The sequence below is a fragment of the Bacillus sp. MYb56 genome, from assembly GCF_002976445.1.
GTDB lineage: Bacteria > Bacillota > Bacilli > Bacillales > Bacillaceae_G > Bacillus_A > Bacillus_A mycoides.
In genome coordinates this window covers 54,916-80,869 of sequence record NZ_PCOH01000014.1, presented here as the reverse complement: position 1 = coordinate 80,869, position 25,954 = coordinate 54,916, and the positions used below count along the sequence as shown (strand labels likewise).

The 25,954-nt window shown below is 36.8% G+C and carries 23 protein-coding genes and 1 pseudogene; 18 read left to right on the top strand and 6 right to left on the bottom strand.

Annotation, left to right across the window (positions count from 1 at the left end; all coding sequences use genetic code 11):
- The first annotated feature begins 9 nt into the window (after window positions 1–9).
- Entirely contained in the window at window positions 10–1,125 is a 1,116-nt protein-coding gene (gene wecB / locus CQ058_RS17645; RefSeq protein WP_002034751.1) for a non-hydrolyzing UDP-N-acetylglucosamine 2-epimerase, read from the top strand.
- Between the two features lie 53 nt (window positions 1,126–1,178).
- On the opposite strand, the gene CQ058_RS17640 is transcribed toward wecB, so the two are convergent.
- Both CQ058_RS17640 and CQ058_RS17635 read right to left on the bottom strand, forming a co-directional pair.
- A complete protein-coding gene (locus CQ058_RS17640) occupies window positions 1,179–2,306 on the bottom strand; it encodes an LCP family protein (RefSeq protein ID WP_002191167.1) in 1,128 nt (375 codons plus the stop codon).
- A 74-nt stretch (window positions 2,307–2,380) separates the two neighbouring features.
- Window positions 2,381–3,016 carry a YigZ family protein gene (locus tag CQ058_RS17635; RefSeq protein WP_002191166.1) on the bottom strand — a complete coding sequence of 212 codons (636 nt, stop codon included), beginning with the start codon at window positions 3,014–3,016 and terminating at the stop codon, window positions 2,381–2,383.
- Window positions 3,017–3,254: 238 nt separating this feature from the next.
- On the opposite strand from CQ058_RS17635, the gene CQ058_RS17630 reads away from it, so the two are divergent.
- From CQ058_RS17630 to hpf, 7 genes are all read left to right on the top strand, one after another.
- Entirely contained in the window at window positions 3,255–4,097 is an 843-nt protein-coding gene (locus CQ058_RS17630) for a DegV family protein (RefSeq protein ID WP_002016143.1), read from the top strand.
- 162 nt (window positions 4,098–4,259) lie between these two features.
- Window positions 4,260–4,574, top strand: a complete 315-nt coding sequence (locus CQ058_RS17625) for a winged helix-turn-helix transcriptional regulator (RefSeq protein ID WP_002089608.1) — start codon at window positions 4,260–4,262, stop codon at window positions 4,572–4,574.
- Between the two features lie 233 nt (window positions 4,575–4,807).
- Window positions 4,808–6,157 (top strand): C40 family peptidase, encoded by a 1,350-nt coding sequence (locus CQ058_RS17620; RefSeq protein ID WP_105589900.1) that lies wholly within the window; start codon window positions 4,808–4,810, stop codon window positions 6,155–6,157.
- A 130-nt stretch (window positions 6,158–6,287) separates the two neighbouring features.
- Window positions 6,288–7,637, top strand: a complete 1,350-nt coding sequence (gene comFA / locus CQ058_RS17615; protein ID WP_105589917.1) for an ATP-dependent helicase ComFA — start codon at window positions 6,288–6,290, stop codon at window positions 7,635–7,637.
- Complete coding sequence (locus CQ058_RS17610) at window positions 7,637–8,341, top strand: ComFC family protein (protein ID WP_078175854.1); 705 nt, start codon at window positions 7,637–7,639, stop codon at window positions 8,339–8,341. The genes comFA and CQ058_RS17610 overlap by 1 nt, the downstream gene beginning before the upstream one ends.
- Before the next feature lie 126 nt (window positions 8,342–8,467).
- Entirely contained in the window at window positions 8,468–8,665 is a 198-nt protein-coding gene (cspC, locus tag CQ058_RS17605; RefSeq protein WP_001990088.1) for a cold shock protein CspC, read from the top strand.
- Window positions 8,666–8,985: 320 nt separating this feature from the next.
- Window positions 8,986–9,528, top strand: coding sequence for a ribosome hibernation-promoting factor, HPF/YfiA family (hpf, locus tag CQ058_RS17600; protein ID WP_002034758.1), 543 nt, complete (start codon window positions 8,986–8,988; stop codon window positions 9,526–9,528).
- A gap of 103 nt (window positions 9,529–9,631) precedes the next feature.
- Here hpf and CQ058_RS17595 read toward each other — a convergent pair whose 3' ends face one another.
- The gene (locus CQ058_RS17595) at window positions 9,632–10,075 is read right to left on the bottom strand and encodes a VOC family protein (protein WP_105589899.1); all 444 of its coding nucleotides are present in this window, start codon (window positions 10,073–10,075) and stop codon (window positions 9,632–9,634) included.
- Window positions 10,076–10,157: 82 nt separating this feature from the next.
- Here CQ058_RS17595 and CQ058_RS17590 point away from each other — a divergent pair.
- From CQ058_RS17590 to CQ058_RS17540, 10 genes and pseudogenes are all read left to right on the top strand, one after another.
- A pseudogene (locus CQ058_RS17590) lies at window positions 10,158–11,096 on the top strand (helix-turn-helix transcriptional regulator).
- 253 nt (window positions 11,097–11,349) lie between these two features.
- Window positions 11,350–13,857, top strand: coding sequence for a preprotein translocase subunit SecA (gene secA / locus CQ058_RS17585; RefSeq protein ID WP_002191158.1), 2,508 nt, complete (start codon window positions 11,350–11,352; stop codon window positions 13,855–13,857).
- Between the two features lie 143 nt (window positions 13,858–14,000).
- Window positions 14,001–15,099 (top strand): peptide chain release factor 2 gene (prfB, locus tag CQ058_RS17580; RefSeq protein ID WP_100248371.1). Its coding sequence is split into 2 segments (ribosomal slippage): window positions 14,001–14,072 and window positions 14,074–15,099, totalling 1,098 coding nucleotides; the frame shifts between segments, so codons are not numbered across the junction.
- A gap of 456 nt (window positions 15,100–15,555) precedes the next feature.
- Window positions 15,556–15,879, top strand: a complete 324-nt coding sequence (gene cccB / locus CQ058_RS17570) for a cytochrome c551 (protein WP_002016129.1) — start codon at window positions 15,556–15,558, stop codon at window positions 15,877–15,879.
- A 323-nt stretch (window positions 15,880–16,202) separates the two neighbouring features.
- Window positions 16,203–16,889 (top strand): cell division ATP-binding protein FtsE, encoded by a 687-nt coding sequence (gene ftsE / locus CQ058_RS17565; RefSeq protein ID WP_002016128.1) that lies wholly within the window; start codon window positions 16,203–16,205, stop codon window positions 16,887–16,889.
- Window positions 16,879–17,772 carry a permease-like cell division protein FtsX gene (ftsX, locus tag CQ058_RS17560; protein ID WP_002089596.1) on the top strand — a complete coding sequence of 298 codons (894 nt, stop codon included), beginning with the start codon at window positions 16,879–16,881 and terminating at the stop codon, window positions 17,770–17,772. Before ftsE ends, ftsX begins: the two co-directional genes overlap by 11 nt.
- Before the next feature lie 118 nt (window positions 17,773–17,890).
- A complete protein-coding gene (locus CQ058_RS17555) occupies window positions 17,891–19,327 on the top strand; it encodes a S41 family peptidase (protein ID WP_012261984.1) in 1,437 nt (478 codons plus the stop codon).
- 95 nt (window positions 19,328–19,422) lie between these two features.
- The gene (locus CQ058_RS17550; protein WP_181150769.1) at window positions 19,423–20,607 is read left to right on the top strand and encodes a PDZ domain-containing protein; all 1,185 of its coding nucleotides are present in this window, start codon (window positions 19,423–19,425) and stop codon (window positions 20,605–20,607) included.
- 128 nt (window positions 20,608–20,735) lie between these two features.
- Window positions 20,736–22,451 carry an ABC transporter ATP-binding protein gene (locus CQ058_RS17545; RefSeq protein WP_002089591.1) on the top strand — a complete coding sequence of 572 codons (1,716 nt, stop codon included), beginning with the start codon at window positions 20,736–20,738 and terminating at the stop codon, window positions 22,449–22,451.
- A 65-nt stretch (window positions 22,452–22,516) separates the two neighbouring features.
- Entirely contained in the window at window positions 22,517–22,828 is a 312-nt protein-coding gene (locus tag CQ058_RS17540; RefSeq protein WP_002068307.1) for a heavy metal-binding domain-containing protein, read from the top strand.
- Window positions 22,829–23,111: 283 nt separating this feature from the next.
- Here CQ058_RS17540 and abc-f read toward each other — a convergent pair whose 3' ends face one another.
- From abc-f to CQ058_RS17525, 3 genes are all read right to left on the bottom strand, one after another.
- Complete coding sequence (gene abc-f / locus CQ058_RS17535) at window positions 23,112–24,746, bottom strand: ribosomal protection-like ABC-F family protein (protein ID WP_002191156.1); 1,635 nt, start codon at window positions 24,744–24,746, stop codon at window positions 23,112–23,114.
- Window positions 24,747–25,010: 264 nt separating this feature from the next.
- Entirely contained in the window at window positions 25,011–25,556 is a 546-nt protein-coding gene (locus tag CQ058_RS17530; protein WP_002191155.1) for a flavodoxin family protein, read from the bottom strand.
- Window positions 25,557–25,560: 4 nt separating this feature from the next.
- The gene (locus CQ058_RS17525) at window positions 25,561–25,929 is read right to left on the bottom strand and encodes a MerR family transcriptional regulator (RefSeq protein WP_002016114.1); all 369 of its coding nucleotides are present in this window, start codon (window positions 25,927–25,929) and stop codon (window positions 25,561–25,563) included.
- Between the last annotated feature and the right edge of the window lie 25 nt (window positions 25,930–25,954).

The following is a 25,954-nucleotide window of genomic DNA, read 5'->3' as shown; positions in this document are numbered from 1 at the left end:
GGTAATGAAATGACTGAACGTTTAAAAGTAATGACAATTTTCGGGACACGACCAGAAGCAATTAAAATGGCCCCTCTTGTATTAGAGTTGCAAAAGCACCCAGAAAAGATTGAATCAATTGTGACTGTAACAGCACAACACCGTCAAATGTTAGATCAAGTATTAAATATCTTTGGAATTACGCCAGATTTCGATTTGAATATCATGAAAGATCGTCAAACGTTAATCGATATTACAACACGTGGTTTAGAAGGTTTAGATAAAGTAATGAAAGAAGCGAAGCCTGATATCGTACTTGTGCATGGTGATACAACGACGACATTTATTGCAAGCTTAGCTGCTTTCTATAATCAAATTCCAGTAGGACATGTTGAAGCAGGACTTCGTACATGGGATAAGTATTCTCCATATCCAGAAGAGATGAATCGCCAACTAACAGGTGTAATGGCGGATCTTCATTTCTCACCTACAACAAAATCAGCAACGAACTTACAAAAAGAAAATAAAGATGAGTCACGCATTTTCGTAACAGGAAATACAGCGATCGATGCACTGAAGACAACTGTAAAAGAAACTTATAGCCATTCGGTGTTAGAGAAACTTGGAAATGATCGTCTTGTACTTATGACAGCACACCGTCGTGAAAATTTAGGAGAACCAATGCGCAATATGTTCCGTGCAATTAAGCGTCTTGTTGATAAGCACGAAGATGTACAAGTTGTATACCCTGTTCATATGAATCCTGTTGTTCGCGAAATAGCGAATGATATTTTAGGCGAGCATAGCCGTATTCATTTAATTGAGCCGTTAGATGTAATTGATTTCCATAACGTTGCAGCTCGTTCATACTTAATGTTAACTGATTCTGGTGGTGTACAAGAGGAAGCACCATCACTAGGTGTGCCAGTCCTTGTCCTTCGTGATACGACGGAACGCCCAGAAGGTATCGAAGCAGGTACGCTGAAATTAGCAGGAACAGATGAAGAGACAATCTTTGGTCTTGCTGATGAGTTGTTATCTGATAAAGAAGCTCATGATAAGATGACGAAAGCATCTAACCCTTACGGCGATGGTCGTGCATCAGAGCGTATTGTAGAAGCGATTTTACAACACTTTAAGAAGTAACAACAATTGCGTGAAATAAAAAGAGCCAAATCGTATACGATTTGGCTCTTTTTTTATTCATGATTCCTCATAATCCACTCTGCATGAGCATTTGTAGAAGGGGGAGGAGGCGGTGGTGTTTTGTTCTCACTCGGCTCCTTCTTTGCTTTTGCGCTGGAGTTAGAATTTGAATCGGAATTTGTATTCTCATTTTTCGTAGTCTCTGTTGGAACTTTTGCTTTTTCTCCTATTTCCTTTTCAATTTCGTTACGTGCAGTCTCTACACTGATTGGATCTGGAAGGAAGTAATAAATACCGCCAATTTTTCTGTCTTCTCCTTCAAGTTTTAACGTTTGTATTGTAGAAGGATCGAATCCAGAGATTTTATTGTAAAGAGCAAGTCCGTCTGAAATAGGAATATCGGTTTTTATATATTTTCCAACTACCTTTGTTAAATCTTTAATTTTAAATACGGTAGAAGCAGAGTTTAGCTTTTGGGCAACAGCAGCCAGTACTTGTCTTTGTCTAGCAGCTCGACCGTAATCACCGTTAGGATCCTGCTTTCGCATACGGACGTATGCGAGTGCTTCTTCACCATTTAAGTTTTGTTGACCTTGTTTAAATTGGATTTTTTTATAGTAATCCACGTCAGAGCGTTCCCAGAAATCGAAGGGGACATCAACGGTAATACCGTCAACAGCATCAACGATACCTTTAAATCCTTGGAAATCAATTTTAATATAATGATCAACAGGAACTTTTAAAAACTCTTCGACGGTGTCGATTGCCATTTTTTCTCCACCGTAAGCATGGGCAGCGTTAATTTTGTCTTCTTTATTTTTGCCAACAATCTTAACACGAGAATCGCGTGGGATACTCATAAGTGAAACCTTTTTTGAGTTTGGATTAACTGTCGCGAACATGAGTGAATCTGTTCGGCCGTTTTGACCATCTGTTGCGTAATCCTCAATACCCATAATTAGTATTGTGAAAGGTTTTTTTGTGATTTCCACATCTTCTGCTCGTAATTTAGATTTTTCACGGCTAAATCCACTGTACATCCCCATGAGAGAAGTGTAGGAATTTAACATATAAAGTCCTACGCTACCAAATAAAAATGCGAAAATAAGAAAGAAGAAAAACTTTCTTCTACGTTTCTTTTTTATTCTGCTATTTTGGAGATGATAATAACGTTCTTCCATATATAATCTCCTTAGTTCATTTGTAGGGAATTAATTCACTACATTAATCTTTAAAGGCGATACGTTAGCTATTCTTAGATAACACCTTGTTCTAAGTACAACATATCTCCTTCTTTAATTGTACACTTCCCGTTTGTTAATTCAATCATCCAATCCGTAAATGTTTGTTTTCGATTTTCTTCTACATACGTATCGAATGTGACGTTTTCTAGATAATGTATATCTTTAATGTTATATTCTGAATTACGTAATTCATTTTCAACTTTGCCAAGCAATGTGTAATCAATTTCTGTTTCCATAACGCGCATTAGTTTTCGCTCAACAACGCCTACGTGATTAAGTCCTTCACTTGTACATTTTCCATATGCGCGAATTAATCCACCAGCACCAAGTTTAATGCCACCAAAATAGCGCGTGACGACAACGACAGTATCCTTTAGACCTCTCTTTTTTAATACTTCTAACATAGGTACACCAGCTGTGCCGCTCGGTTCGCCGTCATCGTTTGCCTTTTGAATTTGATCTTGTTCACCGATTAAATATGCGGAACAATTATGTGTTGCATTCCAATGCTGTTTTTTTATTTTTTGTATAAATGTTTGAGCTTCCTCTTCCCTTGTGGCGCGATTCACATAGAAAATGAATCTTGATTTTTGAATCACAATTTCATGCTCTCCATAGCCTTTTATTGTTAAATATTGTAATAACAATGGTATACGCCCCTATCTTTCAAAATAACTAGTACTTTACATTTTAAAAGCGAGCGTTTTTATATTCAAACATTTTTTACAAATATGTTGAAATTTTTGGTGAGTATTTTATCTTTTTGTTGTAATTTGTCGAGCGAGTGATTGTAGTTTCTAGCCGGCATTTTTATGTATGGATGCACCTTTTCTAGTTTTCGTGTAAAATTAGGGGATAAAAATTTTTTATAAGGCAGGTACGAAAATGAAAACAGCTATTGTTACCGATAGTACAGCATATATACCGAAGCATATTCGTGACGAACTCAATATATATATGATTCCATTAAACGTTGTGTTTGGAACGGAATCTTATCAAGAAGAGGCTGAAGTTTCAGCAAATGATTTTTATATAAAGGTACGTGAACAAGAGGAACTTCCGAAAACTTCGCAACCAGCAATTGGAAAGTTTTTAGAGTTATATGAAGAGTTATCTAAAGAATATGATGCAGTTATTAGCATTCACCTTTCCAGTGGAATTAGTGGTACATATCAAACAGCAACGGCAGCTGGACAGATGGTAGATGGTATTGATGTATATACGTACGACTCTGAAATTAGTTGTGAAGTACAAGGGTTTTACGTGCGTGAAGGGGCAAAATTAGTAAGTGAAGGGAAAGCCCCAGAAGAGATTATCGCTCGCTTTGATGAAATGAAGCAAACGATGGATGCTTATTTTGTAGTGGATGATTTACATCATTTACAACGTGGTGGAAGATTAAATAGTGCACAAGCTTTTATTGGTAGTTTGTTACAAGTAAAACCAGTATTATACTTTAGAGATAAAGTAATTATTCCATTCGAAAAAATTCGTACGCGTAAAAAAGCGTTAAAGCGTATCGTTGAAATCTTTGATGAGCAGGCAAATAAAGGTGTGCCTATGGAAGCTGTTATTATTCATGCGAATCGTGAAGAGGAAGCTAATGAATGGAAACAAGAATTAGAAGAGATATACCCTCATGTTACAATTCGTACGAGTTATTTCGGAGCTGTAATTGGGACGCATTTAGGTGAAGGTGCGCTTGGTTTAGGTTGGTATACGAAGTGATAAAGATATAAAAGCTCTCTTACTTGAAGAGGGTTTTTTTACGGGGATTTGACAAGTTAATATTTGGAAATGGTAAAATGTATGTAAAATTAAATAATGAGGAAAGTTTTATTACTTACTTTTTACAAGAAACTATATTATAATAGAAGAGAGGTGAAACATATGGAGCATAATTCTTGTTTATGTCCAAAGTTTGAGTCAGCTTTTACAATGCTTAGTAAGAAATGGACTGGCTTAATTATTAAATCTTTGCTCGAAGAGCCGAAACGTTTCAGAGAAATCGCAGATATTATACCGAATATGAGCGATCGTATGTTGTCAGAACGTTTAAAGGAATTAGAAGGCGAAGGTATTGTAGTTCGTAATGTTTATCCAGAAGTACCAGTTAGAATCGAGTACGGTGTAACTGATAAAGGGAAAGCGTTGGAAAGTGTTATGGATGAGGTCCAAAATTGGGCTGAGAAATGGATGAAGTAACGTTTCTATTTCATTCATATTGGAGTATTTTCAAAACGTAAGGGGTTCCCTTACGTTTTTTTTCAATCCTATAAAAAACGGTGTAAGGCTCTTAAAATTCTACATATATATACAAATTTAGATATACTTTGCTATAGAGATAAATGTAATATTACATTTATTTTACAAAACCGTAACATTAGCAAAAAAACTCCCGAATTATGGTATAAATTTTAATAGGTTATATACGGAAAATGAAAAAAGAAAGCGGTGTAAAAAATAAAATGAAAAAGCTAAAAATGGCATCTTGCGCATTAGTTGCAGGGTTAATGTTTTCAGGGCTAACACCAAATGTATTTGCAGAAGATAAAATTTCTGACGTGAAATCACAAATTAACACACAAAATGATACTTTACATAAACAACAACAAGAACGTGATGAATTACAAAAACAAATGAATGACTTAAACAAAACAATCCAAGGTTTGGATAAGTCTGTTCAAGAGAATGCTTCAAAACTTGATGAAACAACAAAAAAAGTTTCTGATACTGAGCAATTAATCGAAAATAAAAATAAAGATATTGCAGAACTACAAACAAAGATTGCAAAACGTGAAGAGTTATTAAGAAAACGTTTAGTTGCACTACAAGAACAGCCAAATACGAACATTGTAACAGAAGTTCTTGTAAACTCTAAAAACGTTGCAGATTTAGTTGATCGTTTAGCTTCTGTGTCTAAAATTATGGAATCTGACGAAGATATCATGAAAACACAACAAGAAGATCAAACGAACGTGAAAAAAGATGTTGAGACAGTAAAAGAAAAACAAAAAGAATTAAAAGAAGCACAAGCTCAAATTGAAACTGCTAAGAAAGAACTTGACGTTGAAAAAGAGAAAAAAGCAACAGCAGTAAACGATTTAAGTGGTAAAATGGATACAGTTGTAACTACAATGACAAGTACGGAAAGTCAATTGAAAGATCTTGAGAAACAAGCACTGCAATTACAACGTATTGCGGAAGAAGAAGCGCAAGCAAAAGCGGCACAAGAAGCTGCTGCTCAAAAACAAGCAGAACAAGCTGCTAAAGAAGCACAAGCTCAACAAGCTGCACCAGCGCAAGCGCCTGCAGAACAAGCTGCACCAGCAAACAATGCTGGACAAGCTCAAAAAGAAGAACCTAAAAAAGAAGAGCCTAAAAAAGAAGAGCCTAAAAAAGAGACACCTAAACAAGAAAACAAAAAACCAGAGCCAACTCCGGATACTGGCGTGATTGGTAAAGCACGACAATACTTAGGTATGCCATATGTTTGGGCAAGTGCATCTCCATCAAACGGTGGTTTTGACTGTAGTGGATTCATTTCTTACGTATTTGGTGTAGGACGTCAAGATGTTAATGGATATTGGAATTCAGTTTCGAAAGTAAGTAGCCCGCAGCCGGGAGATTTAGTATTCTTCCAAAATACTTATAAAGACGGTCCATCTCACATCGGTATTTACGTTGGTAACGACCAAATGATTCATGCTGGTGATAAAGGGATTGCTTACGCTAGCTTAAGCAGTAGCTACAACCAAAAACATTTCTTAGGATACGGTAGATTCTAGGATTTATAACTGAATAAAAAACGTGTATAAAGTCGATAGCTTACTATTTTATAAGTAGGTTATCGGCTTTTTTGAGTTTTTACGAGATAAAGAGAAGGATTTATAGTAGTGCTGGAGGTGGCTATTGATGATGTTAGCTGGTAGACAGTTACTGTTAGAAGAACTCTCTTCAGATTTGCAGAATAAATTGGATCATCTGAAAAGGAATCGAGACGTCGTTTGTGTGCAAGGGGTAATTAAGAAGTCTTCAAAATATATGTGTCAGCGCTGCGGAAATATAGAGCAGCGACTATTTGTATCATTGCTATGTAAAAGGTGCAATGAAGTATGTACGTATTGCCGGAAATGTATAACGATGGGCAGGGTAAGTGAATGTACTGTACTTGTTCGTGGGATTGCTGAAATAAGCGGAGAAAGTTATTTGAATCCGTTACAGTGGGAAGGCGTTTTGTCTGACGGTCAGGAGTTAGCTGCGCAAAGTGTCGTTGACGCTGTTAAGCAGAAAGAATCATTTTTTATTTGGGCGGTGTGCGGGGCTGGAAAAACAGAAATGTTGTTTCGCGGAATTGCAGAGGCACTACAAAAGGGAGAAAGAGTTTGTATTGCAACGCCGAGAACGGACGTTGTACTTGAATTAGCACCAAGATTACAAGAAGTGTTTCCAAATATAAATGTAGCTGCTTTATACGGAGGGAGTTTAGACCGAGAAAAAGATGCGGCGTTAATCGTTGCAACTACACATCAATTGTTACGTTATTATAGGGCGTTCCATGTCATGATTGTAGATGAGATAGATGCTTTTCCGTATCATGCAGATAAGATGTTGCAGTATGCAGTAAACGAAGCGATGAAAGAGAAGGCAGCACGTATTTATTTAACTGCAACTCCAGATGAAAAGTGGAAGCGTAAGTTGCGAAGTGGTAAGCAAAAAGGGGTTATTATTTCAGGGCGATACCATCGTCATCCATTGCCAGTTCCGATATTTCGGTGGTGCGGAAATTGGAAAAAGGGTCTTATACGTAAAAAAATTCCTCGTGCTTTATTACAATGGTTAAATCTGTACTTATCGAAACGATACCCCATTTTTCTATTTGTTCCTCATGTGCGATATGTAGAAGAAATTAGCCAGTTATTAAAATCATTAAACAATCAAATTGACGGTGTGCATGCAGAAGATCCGGCGAGAAAAGAGAAGGTAGCAGCTTTCAGAAAAGGAGAAATCCCTTTATTAGTTACAACGACGATTTTGGAACGAGGAGTAACTGTTAAAAATTCACAAGTTGCAGTTTTAGGAGCTGAGGAAGAAATATTTTCAGAAAGTGCTCTCGTTCAAATTGCAGGGCGTGCTGGCAGAAGCTCTGATGAACCGCATGGAGATGTTATCTATTTTCATTATGGAAAGACAGAGGCGATGGTTCGTGCGAAAAAACATATTCAAAGTATGAATAAGAATGCTAAAGAACAAGGACTGATAGATTGATGCATTGTCTACTTTGTGATGAGTATATTTCATATGCGATTAGTTGGTACACTTTTTTTGTTAAGCTTCATAAAAAGTATATATGTGATAGATGTGAGCAAAAACTTTCCTATATTATAGGAGATATTTGCAAGGAGTGTGGTCGGCCTTTAGAACTTGTACCAGCTGAATATAAAAACGGGGATATTTGTATGGACTGCATAAGGTGGACGAACGAGCAGGGGTTTCCGTCTCTCATAAATCGTTCGTTGCATGTGTATGATGAAGGGATGAAAGAAATATTAGCACAGTTTAAATTTCGAGGAGATGCTGAATTAGTGCATATTTTTCATCAGCCTTTTCGAAGTCTTTTTCAAAAATATTTTGCGAATGTTTCAGTTGCCATTCCGGTCCCTCTTAGTGAAGAGCGAGAATACGAGCGTGGTTTTAATCAAGCAGAGTTACTAGCTTCTTGTTTGCCTATCAAAATGCTTTGTACATCATTAAGAAGAATAGAAACAGAAAAACAAAGTAAGAAGAAGCGTAAAGAAAGGATATCGGGAGTTAATCCTTTTTATTTTCAGGGAGAAGAGATGTTTCATGAGCAACACGTTTTAATCGTGGATGATGTGTATACGACAGGAATTACTGTTAGGCAAATTGGAAGCCTTTTGTATGATCGAGGAGCGAGAGAGGTTTCTTGTTTGACGCTTTGTAGAGGTTAATATGTGAATGTCGAAAGGAGTAATAAAAAGACGACAGGTCTTCTTTGACTTACAGTCTTGTCATTCGTTATAGTCAGAATATGGGGCGAATGCCCTGATTTTAAGAGTGAAGGGAATGGAATGAACATGCAAGGACGAGTAAAATGGTTTAATGCAGAAAAGGGATTTGGATTTATTGAGCGTGAAGATGGTGACGATGTGTTTGTTCATTTTTCTGCTATTCAACAAGATGGGTATAAGTCGTTAGAAGAAGGTCAACAAGTGGAGTTTGATATTGTTGATGGAGCACGTGGGCCACAAGCGGCTAATGTTGTGAAACTGTAAAAATTAAGTTTTTGGAAAAGATAGAGCTGTATTTTTAGCAGCATTATATAGATGGCGAAAGCTCTTGCTCGTAACAAGGGCTTTTTTGTTTTGTAGGAGTTGTCAAAAAGTTGTCTCTTTTCTGTAACTAATTGTCCACAGTTACATTCGTTATTCACGATGTTAATAGGATAAAATAAAGATAGAAACGATGCATCTTTTCATTTCAACAAAAAACGATAAAAAAATCGCAATTCCACTAATTTTTTAAAAAAATTAGAAGGAGTTTTTAAGCCAATGTCGAAATTATAGTACATAGGCTTGAAAGGAGGAATTCATCTATGAAATTCAACATTCGTGGTGAAAATATTGAAGTAACTCCAGCATTAAAGGAATATGTAGAGAAAAAGCTAAGTAAATTAGAGCGTTATTTTGATACATTCCCAGAGATTAAGGTTAATTTAAAAGTATACTCTGACAAGCAACGTATCGAGGTAACAATTCCATTTACAGATTTATTACTTCGTGCAGAAGAAACAAATAGCGATATGTACGCTGCGATTGATTTAGTAGTTGATAAAATTGAGCGACAAATTCGTAAACATAAAACAAAGGTAAACCGTAAATTACGTGAGAAAGGTTCTGTGAAAACTAACTTTATCCTTCCGGAAGCAGTAGCTGTTCTGGATGCGGTAGAAGAGGATGAATTAGAACTTGTACGTACAAAACGATTCGATTTAAAACCGATGGACGTTGAAGAAGCGATCTTGCAAATGGATATGCTAGGACATAGTTTCTTCGTCTTCACAAATGCTGATACAAATGAAACTAATGTTGTATATGGCCGTAAAGATGGGAAATATGGTTTAATCGAAACAAAATAATCATTCAAAAGCGCAGCCGAAATGGCTGCGCTTTTTTTATATGTTTTTGCCTTCCTATCTTGTAATATTGATATGAATTTAAATGGCTTATTCGTAATGAAATTTAGAAGTCATGTTTTGTAACGGTCAATTGTATTACTATTCCAAAAGGATCTCGCACAATGGCGTAACCCGGGCTGAAGGAGTTTTTTTCAAAAGGTATTAAAATATAAACCTCATCATGTTGAATTAGATTGTGATAGAGTGCTTCAATGGTTTGGAAATCTTTAGATTGAATGCATAATGATGAGCTATTACTTAATTGCCAAGGACGTGTGGAATCCACTGCCTGTTCTGCAATCATAATTTTATTAGTGCCAATTTGTAAAACGAAATGGGTAATATAATGTTCTTGGCTTTCTTTATACGTGAAATTCGGATCTATTTCTTTCATTTCTTTATAATTCTTTTTAAATAAAACTTTTGCGTCTAAATACTGTTCGTAAAATGCAATTGCTTTAGCACCTTGCCCATTTAATGATAAAAAAGGGATTACTTCAAAGTTCATTGTATTGCCTCCTTCATATATGTTTACACTTATTACTATACAAATATAAGGTGCCACGCATTGGCACCTATAGGGAGAGTTTATGAAAAAAGTTGAGCGTTTAAATCAGATGCTACGTTTTATTAATCAAAAACAAATATTCACATTGAAAGATTTAATGGATGAATTTCAAATTTCAAAAAGGACAGCTTTACGTGATATTGCATCATTAGAGGAAATGGGTGTACCTCTTTTTGCAGAGTATGGTCGGTATGGAGGGTATCGTTTAATAAAAACGATGACATTACCACCGATTTCATTTACAAATCATGAAGTTTTTGCACTTTATTTTGCAATGCAAGCACTAAGTAGTTTTGTAAGTATTCCTTTTCAAATCTCGTTTCGTTCGATTAATAAGAAATTTTTAGATAGTGTTTCGTCAAAACAGCGTGAGTAAATTGAAAACTTGCAAAAAAGAGTGTCCTTTTTTCATTTGGAACAAGCACATGAATGTGGTTATTTAGAAGAGATTTTGTTAGCTGCTGTTCAAAATAGGGCTTTAACTATAAACTATGTAACGCCGAAACAAACGACAATGCGCCGTATTCAGCCGATTTCGATTTATGCAATGAAAGGTTATTGGTATTGTCAGGCTTACGATTTAGATAAAGCGACTTATCGAGTGTTTCGCTGTGATCGTATTAGGTCGTTAGAAATGGTAGATGCTCAGGGTAGTCTGGATTTGGAAAATATAAATATACATAACGCACATAGTCTTTGGAAGGCAACTGAACAAGCTATTCAATTTAAATGCTCAATTACTGCGAGGGGGATAGAGATATTCAAGCAACAACAATATCCTTCGATGAAATTATGGGAAGAATGTGAAGATACATATTTAATAGGAACTTATGAGCCTGCTGAAATCAACTTTATCATTTCATATCTAGCTAGTTTTGGTAAAACTATAAAAATAATTGAGCCATCTTCTTTAAAAGAGAACTTGAAAGAATACTACTTAGATTTAATACAAAATTTGTAACGAAGAGATAGTAGTTTGTTGGAAGAAATAAAATAAAATAAAAACTTTTTCTGAATCTACGGCTCGACATTTGGACGATTGTTGTCATAGTTATAAGACAAGTGTTACAATTATCATTAGGTTTATACATTTTAGTTTTTTAATTAGGAGAAAAATTGGCATAACATAAATTTGATTTTTATAACGACTGATTGTAAAGAGAAAAAGAAAGCAATCGGAAGTTTTATTTTAATAAAAGAGGAGCGTATTTCCTATGATCGGTATTTTAAAAAAGGTATTTGATGTCAACCAACGCCAAATTAAACGTATGCAGAAGACAGTGGAGCAAATTGATGCATTAGAATCATCTATTAAGCCGCTAACTGATGAACAATTAAAAGGAAAGACGATTGAATTTAAAGAACGTCTAACAAAAGGTGAGACAGTAGATGATCTACTTCCTGAAGCTTTTGCGGTTGTTCGTGAAGCAGCGAATCGTGTTCTTGGAATGCGTCCATATGGCGTACAGCTAATGGGTGGTATCGCCTTACATGAAGGAAATATCTCTGAGATGAAAACAGGTGAAGGTAAAACGTTAACATCTACTTTACCTGTATATTTAAACGCATTAACAGGAAAAGGTGTTCACGTTGTTACAGTCAATGAATATTTAGCGCAACGTGATGCGAGCGAAATGGGACAACTTCATGAGTTCCTTGGCCTAACTGTAGGGATTAACTTAAATAGTATGTCACGTGAAGAGAAACAAGCTGCTTATGCTGCTGATATTACGTATAGCACAAATAACGAGCTTGGGTTCGATTACTTACGTGACAACATGGTGTTATATAGAGAGCAGTGCGTTCAGCGTCCACTTAATTTTGCTATCATCGATGAAGTCGATTCTATTTTAGTCGATGAAGCACGTACGCCGCTTATTATTTCGGGACAAGCTCAAAAATCAGCAGAGCTATACATGTTTGCAAATGCATTCGTTCGTACATTAGAAAATGAAAAAGAATATTCATTTGATGTGAAAACGAAAAATGTAATGTTAACAGAAGATGGTATTACGAAAGCTGAGAAAGCTTTCCATATCGATAACTTATTCGATTTAAAACATGTAGCACTTCTTCACCATATTAATCAGGCGCTTCGTGCACACGTTGTTATGCACCTTGATACAGATTATGTTGTACAAGAAGGCGAAATCGTAATCGTAGACCAATTCACTGGTCGTCTTATGAAAGGTCGTCGTTATAGCGAAGGTTTACATCAAGCTATTGAAGCAAAAGAAGGCGTAGAAATTCAAAATGAAAGTATGACGCTTGCAACAATTACGTTCCAAAACTACTTCCGTATGTACGAAAAATTATCTGGTATGACTGGTACAGCGAAAACGGAAGAAGAAGAATTCCGTAGTATTTACAATATGAATGTTATCGTAATTCCAACGAATAAAGATATTATTCGTGATGATCGTGCTGATTTAATCTTCAAATCAATGGAAGGTAAATTCAATGCAGTTGTTGAGGATATTGTAAATCGTCATAAGCAAGGGCAACCTATTCTTGTTGGTACAGTTGCAATTGAAACGTCAGAGCTTATTTCAAAAATGTTAACACGTAAAGGTGTACGTCATAATATCTTAAATGCAAAAAACCATGCGCGTGAAGCAGATATCATTGCAGAAGCTGGTATGAAAGGCGCTGTAACAATTGCGACGAATATGGCTGGTCGTGGTACGGATATTAAGTTAGGCGACGATATTAGAAACGTTGGCCTAGCAGTTATCGGTACAGAGCGTCACGAAAGTCGTCGTATTGATAATCAGTTACGTGGTCGTTCTGGTCGTCAAGGGGACCCTGGTGTAACACAGTTCTACTTATCAATGGAAGATGAACTAATGCGCCGCTTCGGTTCTGACAATATGAAAGCGATGATGGATCGTCTTGGTATGGATGATTCACAGCCAATCGAAAGTAAAATGGTTTCTCGTGCTGTAGAATCTGCACAAAAACGTGTGGAAGGAAATAACTATGATGCACGTAAGCAGCTATTGCAATACGACGATGTACTTCGTCAACAACGTGAAGTAATTTATAAACAGCGTCAAGAAGTAATGGATTCAGAGAACTTACGCAGTATTATTGAAGGTATGATGAAATCTACGATAGAACGTGCTGTTGCACTTCATACGCAAGAAGAAATCGAAGAGGATTGGAACATTAAAGGTCTTGTCGATTATTTAAATACAAACCTTCTTGAAGAAAGCGATGTAAAAGAAGAAGAGTTACGTCGCCTTGCTCCAGAAGAAATGAGCGAATCAATCATCGCGAAATTGTTAGAGCGTTATAATGAAAGAGAGAAGCTTCTACCTGAAGAGCAGACGCGTGAATTCGAAAAGGTTGTTGTATTCCGTGTTGTAGATACGAAATGGACAGATCATATCGATGCAATGGATCATCTTCGTGAAGGTATTCATTTACGTGCTTACGGACAAATCGATCCACTTCGTGAATACCAAATGGAAGGATTCGCAATGTTCGAGTCTATGATCGCTTCTATTGAAGAGGAAATCTCTCGTTACATTATGAAAGCTGAAATTGAGCAAAACTTAGAGCGTCAAGAAGTTGTTCAAGGTGAAGCTGTTCATCCATCAAGCGATGGCGAAGACGCGAAGAAAAAACCGGTTGTAAAAGGTGACCAAATGGGACGCAACGATTTATGTAAATGCGGTAGTGGCAAGAAATATAAAAACTGTTGTGGCATTGGGCAGTAATAGGGAACTGTAGTTCAGGCTGCTTTGCAAACTTTTACATCAAAAATGTATAATGAAAAGGTTTAAACTCTCTCCGTAATAAGCGGAGAGAGTTTCCCTTGTTTTCATATGAAAGTAACAGCAATTACATAGAGGTGAAGGAAATGGAATTAGTAGAAATTAGGCAAGAATTAGAAAAAATGGCTAAGAGATTAGCGGCTTTTAGGGGGTCTCTTTGACCTTCCTACTAAGGAAAAACAAATTGCAGAATTAGAAGAAACGATGATGGGCGCAGGATTTTGGGATGACCAACAAGGCGCACAAGCTGTAATTAATGAAGCGAATGCGCTGAAAGATATGGTTGGAAGGTTCCGTCAGTTAGATGAGACGTTCGAAAACTTAGAAATGACGCATGACTTACTTAAAGAAGAGTATGATGAAGATTTACATGAGGAACTAGAATCAGAAGTGAAAACTTTAATTCAAGAAATGAATGAGTACGAGCTGCAGTTACTATTAAGCGATCCTTATGATAAAAATAACGCTATTTTAGAATTACACCCAGGTGCAGGTGGAACAGAGTCACAAGACTGGGGTTCTATGTTATTACGTATGTACACGCGCTGGGCTGAAAAACGTAGGTTTAAAGTAGAAACGGTTGACTACTTACCGGGCGATGAAGCTGGTATTAAGAGTGTTACATTATTAATTAAAGGTCATAACGCTTACGGTTACTTGAAAGCGGAGAAAGGTGTACATCGTCTTGTACGTATTTCACCGTTCGATTCTTCAGGTCGTCGTCATACATCGTTCGTATCTTGTGAAGTTGTACCTGAATTCAATGATGAAGTTGAAATTGAAGTGCGTACAGAAGATTTGAAAATAGATACGTATCGTGCAAGTGGTGCAGGTGGACAGCACGTTAATACGACAGATTCGGCAGTTCGTATAACTCATCTACCGACAAACACGGTTGTAACATGTCAGTCAGAGCGTTCTCAAATTAAAAACCGTGAGCATGCGATGAAAATGCTAAAAGCGAAATTATATCAAAAGAAATTAGAAGAACAACAAGCACAATTAGATGAGATTCGCGGAGAGCAAAAAGAAATTGGATGGGGAAGCCAAATCCGTTCTTACGTATTCCACCCGTATTCTCTTGTGAAAGACCATCGTACAAATACAGAAGTTGGTAACGTACAAGCAGTTATGGATGGAGAAATTAATCCGTTTATTGATGCGTATTTACGTTCTCGTATTTAATAAGAGAAAAAGCCAACAGAATTGTTGGCACATGCTGAGGTCCAAGAGGATATAAAGAGGCTTATCTTATTTATATTGATGAAATAAAGAGGAAGAGAAGTTGGAAACGACAACTTCTCTTTTTGATGAGATTATATGTAGAATACAATGCCGTATATTGTTTTGTAAAAGGTAGAGAATAGTAAAACAAAGTGGTAATAGAGTAGGACTTTATATAGAGTTTCTCAGTTTTGATTGGAGAAAAAGGCTCTTTATAGAACTTTCTAAGGTGTTCACAGAATTGAAACAATTTATGAAAGCTTATTTTATTAGGCTTCTCACTATATTTGTGAAAAATATGAAATACACCTTAGTTTTTCTATATAAAGATAATGCTTATAATGAATATTGAATGTGTTATGAAAACTATTGCCTAGTTATGAATGAAAAGAATATCAACAATGGGGAGCGATAGAAGTGAAAAAGAAATTGTTGGCTATTACGCTGGGGACGTCAGTCGTTTTTGCTTTAGGAGCATGTGGAAATAAAGAAGAGAGTAAACCATCAAAACAATCTGCAAGCACAGATAGCGCAGAGCAAATTTACCAAAAAAGTTGTATAGGTTGTCACGCTAAAGATTTATCAGGAGCAACTGGACCAGATTTACGAAAAGTAGGACAGAAATATGACGCAGCAGAGATTGAAAAGATTATTGAAAAAGGCCGCGGTTCAATGTCACCAGGAATTATTCAAGGTGAAGATGCGAAAAAAGTAGCTGAATGGTTAGCGGAGCATAAATAAGAAACGTAATTAATAAACGAGCTGATTGTATAACTTGACCGAAAAGTGCTTCGATTTAAGTAATTACATGAGCTCGTTTACCTTTTATTAGGATGTAACATAACTGTAACAAAATTGTATCCGAATTGGAAACCGATTGATGTTACAATGGGGTTTGTAGAATTTTGATGAAATATATTACATAGAGTAGCGTTGCTAATAAAAAGCATGTATGGAAGCTACCTTCAACAAGAATGGTCGAATGAAAATAAAGGTTTTTCTTTTATTTTCAAATGTACAGAAAAATATTTCTAAAAAAATCATTAAGTATTGGGTGATAAATAATGATAAAAATGACGAATGTTTATAAGGAGTACCCAAATGGTATGAAAGCCATTGCTGGTCTCACAGTTAACATTAAACAAGGTGAATTCGTATACGTAGTTGGACCGAGTGGAGCCGGAAAATCTACATTTATTAAAATGATGTATCGTGAAGAGAAGCCATCTACAGGATCAATTAATGTAAATGGACTTGTAATTGAAACATTAGCAGAAAGAGATGTTCCATATTTCCGTCGTCAATTAGGCGTGATTTTCCAAGATTTTAAATTGCTACCTAAATTAACGGTATATGAGAATGTTGCGTTTGCTTTAGAAGTAATTGAAGAAGAGAAGGAAGCGATTCGTGAGCGCGTTACAGAAGTGTTAGGTCTTGTTGGTCTTGAAGAGCGTGCCGATGCACTTCCAAATGAGCTTTCGGGCGGAGAGCAACAACGTGTGGCGATTGCAAGAGCGATTGTAAATAAGCCAAAGGTTGTAATTGCCGATGAGCCAACAGGTAACTTAGATATTGAAACAGCTCTTGATATTATGAAGATTTTTAAACGTATTAATGAGCGTGGTACAACGATTGTTATGGCGACACATAACGCAGATATCGTAAATACAATTCGTCATCGTGTAATTGCAATTGAAGGCGGAAGAATTGTTCGAGACGAGATTGAGGGAGGATACGGATATGAAGGCTAAAACCCTTAGTCGACATTTGCGAGAAGGTGTGAAAAATCTATCCCGTAACGGATGGATGACATTTGCTTCTGTAAGTGCAGTAACAGTTACATTATTACTTGTAGGTGTCTTTTTGACAGCGATTATGAATATGAACCATTTTGCGACGAAAGTAGAGCAAGATGTAGAAATTCGTGTGCATGTTGATCCAGCAGCAAAAGAAGCTGATCAAAAGAAATTAGAAGAAGATATGAGTAAAATTGCGAAAGTAGATTCTATTAAATATTCTTCTAAAGAAGAAGAGTTGAAACGTTTAATTAAAAGCTTAGGCGATAGTGGAAAAACGTTCGAGTTATTTGAGCAAGATAACCCACTGAAAAACGTATTTGTTGTAAAGGCGAAAGAACCAACAGATACGGCAACAATTGCGAAAAAGATTGAGAAAATGCAGTTTGTAAGTAATGTTCAATACGGTAAAGGTCAAGTTGAAAAATTATTTGATACTGTAAAAACTGGTCGTAACATCGGGATTGCGTTAATTGCGGGTCTTCTATTCACAGCGATGTTCTTAATCTCTAACACAATTAAAATTACAATTTATGCTCGTAGTACTGAGATTGAAATTATGAAACTTGTTGGTGCAACAAACTGGTTTATTCGTTGGCCGTTCTTGTTAGAGGGATTATTCCTAGGAGTATTAGGATCAATTATTCCAATTGGCCTAATTTTAGTTATGTATAATTCGTTGCAAGGTGTGTTTAATGAAAAACTTGGCGGAACAATTTTCGAGCTTCTACCATACAACCCATTCGTATTCCAATTAGCTGGTTTATTAATGTTAATCGGTGCATTAATCGGTATGTGGGGAAGTGTAATGTCAATTCGTCGCTTCTTAAAAGTATAAAAAGTTGCAAACATAATTCGTACAAGCTTATCATATAGTAGAAATAGGTAAAGGCATCACACATCGTGTGATGCCTTTTGCTACACCACCTGTGTGTTCTGGAAAGGGGAATTCCGCATTGAAACGTAGAGTTGCAATTATTGGAATGGTTGTTGCATTTTTAATTGGTGCTGGCGGGATGTTTGGTGGTATGTACTGGTTTGGGATAAACCCAGCGTATGTAACGCAAACAGTATCGAATGGTAATGCTGGCACAGCGCAAGGGAATTTGGTAAAAATTAATGAGGCGTATGCACTAATTGATTCACGTTATGTGGAAGACGTGAAAGACGACAAATTAGTCGAAGGTGCGATACAGGGAATGTTGTCTACGCTGAAGGACCCTTATTCCACGTATATGGATAAAGAAACGGCAAAACAGTTTAGTCAGTCACTGGATCCTGAACTTGAAGGGATTGGAGCTGAAGTGAACAAGACGGACGGTAAGCTTATTATCGTATCGCCAATTAAAGGTTCACCAGCAGAAAAGATAGGAATTAAACCGAATGACCAAATTTTATCTGTAGATGGAAATAGTGTGAAAGATTTATCACGTGAAGAAGCAGTATTAAAAATTCGTGGTAAAAAAGGAACGACTGTTGCAATTGAAATTAAGCGCGCAGGAGTGGCTGATCCGATAGAATTTAAAATTAAGCGTGAAAAGATTCCGATTTTCACTGTATTTAGTTCTGTAAAGCAAGATAGCGGAAAAGATATCGGTTATATGCAAATTACTTCTTTCGCTGAAAATACTGCGAAAGAATTTAAGGATCAGTTAAAAGAGCTAGAGAAGAAAAACATAAAAGGCTTAGTTATTGACGTGCGTGGTAATCCTGGCGGTTATTTAAATAGTGTAGAAGATATACTAGGAGACATCATGACAGATAAAAAGCCAATGCTACAAGTAGAACAGCGAAATGGTGAGAAGAAGAAATTCTCTACGGAACTGAAAGAGAGAAAGTCATATCCAATTTCAGTATTAATTGATAATGGAAGTGCTTCTGCTTCAGAGATTTTAGCTGGTGCGCTAAAAGAAGGAGAAGGATACGATTTAATTGGTGAAAAAACGTTTGGTAAAGGTACTGTTCAACAGGCTGTTCCATTTAAAGATGGCAGCAACATTAAATTAACAATGTTTAAATGGTTAACACCAGATGGCAATTGGATTCATAAAAAAGGAATCGCGCCAACTGTAGAAGTGAAGCAACCAGATTATTATCATGCGACACCAATTCAAATTGAAAAGACACTTTCATACAATTCAAATGATGTACAAGTAAAACACGCGCAAGAAATGCTTAAGAGCTTAGGATATGTACCAGGACGTGAAGATGGATACTTTAGCAAAGAGACAGAATCAGCACTAAAAGCATTCCAAAATGCGAATGAGATGGAAGCAACAGGACAACTTGATAAAAAGACAGCTGAAGCGATTCAAACTAAAATCATTGAAAAAATCCGTTCTGGAGAAAATGATTTACAATTACAGACGGCATTGAAATTAATAGCGAAATAAGAAAGAATACAGGCACTTTGATGCCTGTATTTTTTTATGTGTTAAATATGATAAGATAAAAAGAAAGAATGATATAAATGGTGGTGAATGAATTCGTGGAGGCATGGCTTTTTGAAATACTACGAGCAGTTGGACGTTTTTTCTTACACCCTGCTGTCTATGTATTTTTAATTAGTAGTATCTTCGTTGGATACTTACGTATATTACGAGAACGAAAAGATTTTTCTTTTAAAGTATATGATATTTGGTTTGAACTACGAACAACTCTATTTGCAGGTATTGGGTACGGATTAATCGTATCTATTATTACGATTGGGCTTGGGCTTGTTGTTTCAAAAGCGAGTTTATGGGCAATTTTACTTTGGACGTTATTATTTGGATTAACTGCTATGTATCGATATTTATCTGTAGCTTATACTTTCGGAATCGCGATTGCACTCGTGTTGTTATCGTCTAAGGTACCAGTTTCCTTCTTACAGCTTGGAGAAGGTGAAGAGGGTACGATTGTATCCCTTGCTATTTTACTAGGCGTTATGCTCGTTGTAGAGGGTTTATTAATCTCTAAAAATGCAGTTCGTTATTCTACGCCGAAAATTAGCAAAGGTAAGCGTGGGCTACGAATTGGACTACATGAATCCAATCGTTTATGGCTTGTACCAGTATTTATTCTTATACCAGGAGACGCGGTGACAGGATTTATTTCTTGGTGGCCTGTCGTTTCAATAGGTTCGACTACATACTCTTTATTCCTCGTTCCATTTTTAATTGGATTTATGAGAAAGGTTAGAAGTTATGAGCCGACGGAAGCTTTATTATTTACAGGAAGACGCGTCTATGGTTTAGCGGGGCTCGTACTCGTTTTAGGTATCGCAAGTTACTGGTGGCACGTACTCGCAATTATCGCGATGGGAGTCGCAATGCTTGGACGCTTTACAATCTCGATGCAAGAGAAAATTGCAGACGAGAAAAGACCAGCATACTTTGCCGCACGTAATGATGGACTTGTTGTGTTAGATACAATTCCTAATACAATTGGGGCAGAGATGAATTTAAAACCTGGAGAAGTTATTACGAAAGTAAATGGAATCATTCCAAGAAGTACCGAAGAGTTTTATGACGCGCTTCAAACGAAGACGACAGGAGCGTTTTGTAAATTAGAAGTAGTAGATACAAATGGTGAGCTTCGTCTTGCTCAAACGGCATTATACGCCGGGGGACATCATGAATTAGGTGTTGTATTTGTTCAGCAAGAGCACGAGTGGGATTCGGAAGCTATATAAAATAAAATGGAAACCTTCATCAAATATAGATGAAGGTTTTTTTAGTTTCATAGACGGATAACTTGAATAATCATTTGATAATGGTTATCATTTAGAGAGTCTTTTAATTTGGAAAAGGGAGGAAAGATATGCTACGTAAATTTTTTTCTTACTATAAACCGTACAAAGGTTTATTCGTACTCGATTTTTCCTGTGCAGTTATTGCAGGTTTACTCGAACTTGGTTTCCCGCTTATCGTAAATCAATTTATTGATAAGTTATTACCAGGACAAAATTGGACGCTTATTTTATGGGCTTGTTTCGGCTTGTTCGTAGTTTATGTGTTAAATGCAGGTTTGCAATATGTCGTTACATATTGGGGACATATGCTTGGGGTTAACATTGAAACAGATATGAGGCAGAAATTATTTGATCACATTCAAAAGCTATCATTCAGATTTTTTGATAATAATAAAACAGGTCATTTAATTTCACGTCTTACAAACGATTTAATGGAAATTGGGGAAATTGCTCACCATGGACCAGAAGATTTATTCATTGCCATTATGACTTTAGTTGGAGCATTTTCATTTATGATGATGATTAACTGGAAGTTAGCACTTCTAACATTCTTCGTAATCCCGTTCTTATTATGGTTGGCACTTTACTTCAATAAAAAAATGACAGGTACGTTTAGACGTTTATTCTCAGACGTTGCTGATTTCAATGCATGTATCGAGAACAATGTAGGTGGTATCCGCGTTGTACAAGCATTCGGAAATGAAAAGTTTGAGAAAGAGCAATTTGCTGTAAATAATGCTCGTTTCCGTACAACAAAATTAATGGCGTATAAAATTATGGCGTTAAATTCATCGATTAGTTATATGCTGATGCGTCTTGTAACACTCTTTGTATTAATATGTGGTACATGGTTTGTTCTGCAAGGTGAATTAACGTACGGTGGATTTATTGGATTCGTTTTATTAACGAATATTTTCTTCCGCCCAATTGAAAAAATTAATGCAGTTATTGAAAGTTATCCGAAAGGAATCGCTGGTTTTAAAAGATATGTAGAACTTCTGGAAACAGAGCCGGATATTGTAGATTCTAAAGATGCAATAGAAGTTAAACATGTACACGGCGATATTCAATACAATAACATCACGTTCGGATATGAAAATAAAGAGCCGATTTTAAACGATATTAGTTTGAAAATACATGCAGGTGAAACAGTTGCTTTCGTTGGACCATCAGGGGCAGGGAAAACAACACTATGTAGTTTACTACCTCGTTTTTATGAACACTCATCTGGATCAATTCAAATTGATGGCATTGACACCAAAGAGATGACGTTATCGTCACTTCGTAAGCAAATCGGAATTGTACAGCAAGATGTTTTCTTATTCTCAGGAACAATTCGTGAAAATATCGCTTACGGAAACTTAAAAGCTTCAGAATCTGAAATTTGGCAGGCGGTAAAACGTGCTCAGCTAGAGGACTTAATTTACTCGCAACCAGACGGTTTAGATACAGTTATTGGTGAGCGTGGTGTGAAACTTTCAGGAGGACAAAAGCAGCGCTTAGCAATTGCCCGTATGTTCTTGAAGAACCCGCCAATTTTAATTTTAGATGAAGCAACTTCTGCGCTAGATACAGAGACAGAACTTGCTATCCAAAAATCACTTGCAGAACTATCTGTTGGCCGTACAACATTAGTTATTGCTCACAGGCTTGCAACGATTAAAAATGCAGATCGTATCGTCGTTGTAAATAAAGATGGTATTGCAGAACAAGGTTCACATGAGGAACTAATCGAACGAGGCGAGGGTTACAGCCGATTGTATGAGGCGCAGTTTAGTTCGTAAATATAATTTCTGCTGAATTAGTGCACCATAAGTAAGTGGAAATCTTATATGGGAGGCTATAAAGCATGATTGTAACAACAACTTCTACAATTCAAGGGAAAGAAATTATTGAGTATATCGATATCGTTAATGGCGAAGCAATCATGGGTGCGAATATCGTGCGTGACCTTTTCGCTTCTGTCCGTGACGTTGTCGGTGGTCGCGCAGGCGCCTACGAAAGTAAATTAAAAGAAGCGCGCGACATTGCAATGGAAGAGATGAAAACTCTCGCAAGACAAAAAAATGCGAACGCCATTGTTGGTATCGACGTGGACTACGAAGTAGTTCGCGAAGGAATGTTAATGGTTGCGGTGAGTGGGACTGCTGTCCGTATATAAAGTGAAACTTTAATCAGTGGGGGGTTCATCCCCCACTGATTATTAGCCCTCACCAATCGGGCGTTTACGGGCAGTTGATCTCCCACCTAATTTCTTTGCTCAAGCCGAATTTTGAGGTGGGAGTCTTACTGCCCACAAATAGCGGGATAAAGTGAAAAGCCGTGCTGGTGCACGGCTTTTTGTTGTTATTGTGTCTAACATGATAGGTAGGGTGATATTCTATGTCGAAGCCTCGATATTTCTTGGGAGATGCGGAAGGTCCCGTCGATATATGGGGAAGACATTAGAGCGCTTCTTTACACTGCCGAATTCGAACTAATAATTTTTCGTATTCTTGTTCGAGAAATGTGATGTCATCATGCTGATTTGGGATAGAAATCCGGCTGATGATTTCTGTTAATTTTGTTTGTAATCGTAATAATTCTTGTTCAGTAACGTTTACAGAAGCTTGGGTGGTTCTTTTTGTGTATTGCTCGTAATTGCCGTGGAATATTCTTGGTTCACTCTCATCTACTTGTAGAATATGGTTTGCAACAGAACGAATAAAGGCACGGTCATGGCTAATGAAAAGTATTGTACCAGGATACTCCTGTAACATGCTTTCTAATTCTTCTTGCGTTGCCAAGTCTAAATAGTTTGTCGGTTCGTCGAGCAGAAGCATATTATAGTTTCCTAAAAATACTTTTGCGAGTGCAACCTTCATGCGTTCTCCACCACTTAAGATGTGCACAGGTTTATGAACATCTTCACGGCGGAATAGGAGCCTTGCAAGTATTGTTCGAACGAACGATTCTGTATAGTTTGTTTCTTCTAGAACGTTTTCTAAAATTGTTTTATCTGTTTTTAAAATAGATAATGTTTGTTCAAAGTATCCAATTTTACAACTTTTCGAAAGCTGAATGCTACGCTCGTTCGCGAGAAGCATTTTGAACAAAGTTGTTTTTCCGCTTCCGTTTGCCCCTAAAATAGCAAGCTTTGCCCCAGGGACAATTGTTCCATTCATATTTTTAAATAATGTGCGATCCCCTATTTTCTTCGTTGTTTTATTAAACTGAACAACTGCTTTACTATGAATTGGTGTGTGGTATTGTACGTCAAACTGAGCTTGAGAAAAGTCCTTCGGTTTTTCTTTCTGTTCCAACTTTTCAAGGCGTGTTTCTAGTGCTTTCGCTACTTTGCTAACATTTTCTTGCCCATGAGCCCCGCTGCACTTATAAAGTTTAGATTCAGATGAACTGAACCGTGTTGGGATTTTTGTCATGCTAGAAGCACGTTGCTTTCTTTGTGAAATTGACTGTTCTAACCGATTTTTTTCTTGTATATATTGATCATATTCTGCTTGCTTTTGTATTCGCTCACGTTCTTTTTGCTTTCGATAGTTTGAATAATTACCTTTATATTCTTGAATAGTACCGTCTTCAACTTCGATGATTTTTGTACATATGGCATCTAAAAGATCACGATCATGCGATATTAAAACAAGTGTACCTTTATAAGATAAAAGTGCCTTTTCTAATTGCTCTGTACCGAACATATCTAAGTGACTTGTTGGCTCATCAGCAAATAGAATGCCTGCATCTTGTTCGAGGGCATGGGCGATCTTTAGGCGCATTCGTTCACCGCCGCTCATTGAATTTGCGACGTTTGAAATATTCCATTTGCCCTTAGCGAGGGGAGAAGCGGTTTCCGGTATCCCCTCGCTAAGCTGTGGAATGATGGCGATAGAACTATGATGAGTTACTGTGCCTTTGTCAGCTTCTATTTCTTTACTTAATATTTGTAATAACGTAGATTTTCCAGCTCCGTTGACTCCGACAATCCCTATACGATCGTTTGCTTGAATTTCTAGTGATGGTAACGTAAATATGGTGCGATCACCAAAGCTCTTTTCGATATTACGTGCGATTAAAATAGTCATAAAAAAACCTCCCTAGTTTCACTAGAGAGGATAAATGTCGCCCTTCAATGTAAAAATCGTACATAAATAAACGATTTTTTACATGATCGTATCGAAAGAAAGTATCGACAAATGGACAGACTAATCCTCTGCTAGTTTTCATCATTTTTGTTCACTATTTGTGATGGATGAAATAAATAAGAGAATTAGAACTTCATTGGTCAAAGTACCTTCCTTTCATAATATTATTTTTATTGTATGCGCATACAAATGGATTTGTCAAACTTATTTCTGTGTGCTATTTTTGAAATTATTATTATACAATTGTGCTTTTGCCAGCGCCTCAGCATCGTTCTTGATTTCATCCAGTCCATTCGCATCCCCAATAATATATCCTTCAAATGATGAACCAACAAAATCAAAGATATATTGAAACTGGGCGATAAGCGGCAATGCTTTCAGTTTTGGACTGTCTCCGCCAACGATGACAACGTACATTTTTTTGCCTTTCATTTTTTCTTTGAAATGAAGAGATTTATTACGCAAGCTTTGTGACCAGCGATCAACGAAGTTCTTCATGTGGCCGCTCATTCCGTACCAGTATAGCGGTGTAGCGAAGATAATCGTGTCGTGCTCTAGCATGCGTTTGGTTAACTGCTCGTAGTCATCATTTACAGGTTGAAATCCTTCTACATCATGGCGCTGATCTATGATTGGGTGGACGATATGATCACGCAAGTAAATTTGTTCTGTTTCAATCCCATCAATCACCATATGTGTTAAAGCTTCCGTATTTCCGTTTTGTCTTGAACTGCCATGTATAACAAACATGTAATCATCCCTTTTCTTTTGCTTGTTTTAGGAGTGAAACGTGTTTTTGCAAATTCGTTTGAATGTTGGAAAGTAATGTGATTTGCTTTGTTACCTCATCAAGTTTGTCTTCGTAAAGTGCAAGGATACTACTACACGGATTTTCGTAAAGATGTGGCTCGATTTCAAGGCAACGTAGCATTCGTTCTGTTTCTTCTAAATTTAAGCCGATTTGCAAGTACATTTGAATCAGCTCTACTTTTTCGATTGCACTTTCATCAAAATCACGGTAGCCATTTGCTAGGCGTTTCGAAGGGAGTAATCCCTTTTCTTCATAATGTCTTAGTGCCCTTTCGCTAACCCCAGTTTCTTTTGATAACTCTCCAATTCGCAATGCGTTTCACTCCTTTTACATGTAT

What these genes read in the sequence shown, in the direction of transcription:
- wecB (WP_002034751.1), top strand. Translation starts at nt 10, where the DNA reads ATGACTGAACGTTTAAAAGTAATGACAATTTTCGGGACACGACCAGAA.
- CQ058_RS17530 (WP_002191155.1), bottom strand. Translation starts at nt 25,556, where the DNA reads ATGTTTGTTATACATGGCAGTTCAAGACAAAACGGAAATACGGAAGCT.
- ftsX (WP_002089596.1), top strand. Translation starts at nt 16,879, where the DNA reads ATGAAGGCTAAAACCCTTAGTCGACATTTGCGAGAAGGTGTGAAAAAT.
- CQ058_RS17545 (WP_002089591.1), top strand. Translation starts at nt 20,736, where the DNA reads ATGCTACGTAAATTTTTTTCTTACTATAAACCGTACAAAGGTTTATTC.
- hpf (WP_002034758.1), top strand. Translation starts at nt 8,986, where the DNA reads ATGAAATTCAACATTCGTGGTGAAAATATTGAAGTAACTCCAGCATTA.
- CQ058_RS17595 (WP_105589899.1), bottom strand. Translation starts at nt 10,075, where the DNA reads ATGAACTTTGAAGTAATCCCTTTTTTATCATTAAATGGGCAAGGTGCT.
- comFA (WP_105589917.1), top strand. Translation starts at nt 6,288, where the DNA reads ATGTTAGCTGGTAGACAGTTACTGTTAGAAGAACTCTCTTCAGATTTG.
- abc-f (WP_002191156.1), bottom strand. Translation starts at nt 24,746, where the DNA reads ATGACTATTTTAATCGCACGTAATATCGAAAAGAGCTTTGGTGATCGC.
- CQ058_RS17620 (WP_105589900.1), top strand. Translation starts at nt 4,808, where the DNA reads ATGAAAAAAGAAAGCGGTGTAAAAAATAAAATGAAAAAGCTAAAAATG.
- ftsE (WP_002016128.1), top strand. Translation starts at nt 16,203, where the DNA reads ATGATAAAAATGACGAATGTTTATAAGGAGTACCCAAATGGTATGAAA.
- CQ058_RS17640 (WP_002191167.1), bottom strand. Translation starts at nt 2,306, where the DNA reads ATGGAAGAACGTTATTATCATCTCCAAAATAGCAGAATAAAAAAGAAA.
- CQ058_RS17610 (WP_078175854.1), top strand. Translation starts at nt 7,637, where the DNA reads ATGCATTGTCTACTTTGTGATGAGTATATTTCATATGCGATTAGTTGG.
- cspC (WP_001990088.1), top strand. Translation starts at nt 8,468, where the DNA reads ATGCAAGGACGAGTAAAATGGTTTAATGCAGAAAAGGGATTTGGATTT.
- secA (WP_002191158.1), top strand. Translation starts at nt 11,350, where the DNA reads ATGATCGGTATTTTAAAAAAGGTATTTGATGTCAACCAACGCCAAATT.
- CQ058_RS17625 (WP_002089608.1), top strand. Translation starts at nt 4,260, where the DNA reads ATGGAGCATAATTCTTGTTTATGTCCAAAGTTTGAGTCAGCTTTTACA.
- CQ058_RS17630 (WP_002016143.1), top strand. Translation starts at nt 3,255, where the DNA reads ATGAAAACAGCTATTGTTACCGATAGTACAGCATATATACCGAAGCAT.
- CQ058_RS17540 (WP_002068307.1), top strand. Translation starts at nt 22,517, where the DNA reads ATGATTGTAACAACAACTTCTACAATTCAAGGGAAAGAAATTATTGAG.